The organism is Gilliamella sp. Bif1-4 (assembly GCF_001690535.1).
Classification (GTDB): domain Bacteria; phylum Pseudomonadota; class Gammaproteobacteria; order Enterobacterales; family Orbaceae; genus Gilliamella; species Gilliamella bombi.
Genome location: NZ_LZHC01000084.1, coordinates 1 through 1,816, shown reverse-complemented (window position 1 = coordinate 1,816; position 1,816 = coordinate 1). Strand labels below are relative to the sequence as shown.

1 protein-coding gene and 1 pseudogene are annotated in these 1,816 nt (G+C 33.7%); both read right to left on the bottom strand.

Features of this window, described 5'->3' with window-relative positions; all coding sequences use genetic code 11:
- A pseudogene (locus A9G25_RS11860) lies at positions 1 to 497 on the bottom strand (hypothetical protein); the annotation flags it as partial.
- 279 nt (positions 498 to 776) lie between these two features.
- Complete coding sequence (locus A9G25_RS11855) at positions 777 to 1,577, bottom strand: PoNe immunity protein domain-containing protein (protein ID WP_065627069.1); 801 nt, start codon at positions 1,575 to 1,577, stop codon at positions 777 to 779.
- Positions 1,578 to 1,816 lie beyond the last annotated feature (239 nt).

The window sequence follows — 1,816 nt, the reverse complement described above, 5'->3', positions numbered from 1 at the left end:
TCGATGTATTCCTCTGTATACTCGAGTTGTTTATCAATATAAGCTTTGAGTTCATCTGGGGATAAAGTTATGTATTCATTAAGCTGTTCTATTATAGCTTCATCTGAGTAATCATTAACTTCATAGTCTTCTAGTTTTGGTAAAATTACTTCATCGGGACTATAACCAAAATAAACATCAGCCTGACCGGGTGGGATATCTTCAAGTAGTGCTTCACCATTATCATCTAATTCGCCTTCTCGCATCGTTCCATCTTTAAATTCGACACGATAGCTGGCTCTTGGAACAGGATTTAAATCACTATCATGATAAAAAAGTTTAAGATGACCTGATTTTTCTTCATATGGCTCAGGTAATGGTTTTGGATACGGTCCCTTTACGGAAAATGATGCCGATTTTACAGTTACATTACCTGAAGTGCCAAGTTCAATACCGTTTGGAAAGATTGTAATAAGACGCTTACTATTAGCAGTGTCAATTTGAAAAACAAACAACATAAAAAAAAGGGCACTAATACAAACCATTACGAAAATACTCAACCAATTAACCCATTTTAACGGTTTAACTGAGGGTAATCGTGTTAAGATCACTTTAGACCACAAAATAACCTCCTTATATTTTATTTATATCATACTTATTTTATTGATAATCAGTATGAACCTAGTCAATATTCTGTTAGCGCTAATACATAAAGAGAGAAAGCTATTGCTTTGCCGTGTCTACTCTATAAAACAGCAACAACGATTTCTCCCTTTTATGGTTAATTGATACAATATTTACTGACGGTTATTGCGAGCATATTCAACTATATCTTTCGGGTAGTAGATAAAACGGTGTAGGCTGCTATCATCAATATCTTTTAAATATGCCACTGCGGCGGCTTCAAAGCACCAATAACCATAGAAGGAACAACAGTCTCGAGAGTCACCTTGTTGCCACAGGTGAATATCAATATATTCATAACCAGCTTTACGCAATCCATCGTACCAACGGCGTAAATATTCATCTAAAAATTTTAAGGTATCTTTAGGTTTTTCAGCATGAATGGCTTTATAAAGAGGGGTACGGAAACTTAATGATCTTGGTGTTTTTTTTTCAGTAATTGGATAATTGGGAATTTTCGTTGCAATTAAGCTATCAATTGCTTTTTCTCGATTTTCTTGATCAAGATCGACGGCTTTAACGATAATTTCAAACCAATCCTGCCGTTCAAATAGAATACAAAGCCCTAATAAATTAGATAGCTCCTCAGTTTCAAAGTATTCCCTTAGCATAGTAATATTTAGACCACTTTCAGGATGACTAACATTATAACGTTCAACAAAATTGACTGCATTTTGGGTATAGTTAATTATTTCTTGCATCCATGGTAATAATTCGACAATAGGTTTGCCTACCGTGTAATCTAAACAAAATTGTTGATATAGTAAACCTATCATGAATTCTACAAAAGGATCTTTTGTACTTTTTATTTCTACACCAGTTTCGTCAATCATCCTATTCAAACTTTCTTGGTAATAATGATAAAAATCCTCATCCAATAATTTTTGTCGCCGTTGTTGTTCAAATTCTGTCATTTTAACCTCCTTATATTTTATTTATATCATACTTATTTTATTGATAATCAGTATGAACCTAGTCAATATTCTATTAGTCTAATACATAAAGAGAAAAAGCTATTGCTTTGCCGCTACCCTATAAAACAGCAACAACGATTTCTCCCCTTTATGGTTAATTGATACAATATTTACTGACGATTATTGCGAGCGTATTCGACCATATCTTTCGGGTAGTAGATAAAACGGTGTAGGCAGCT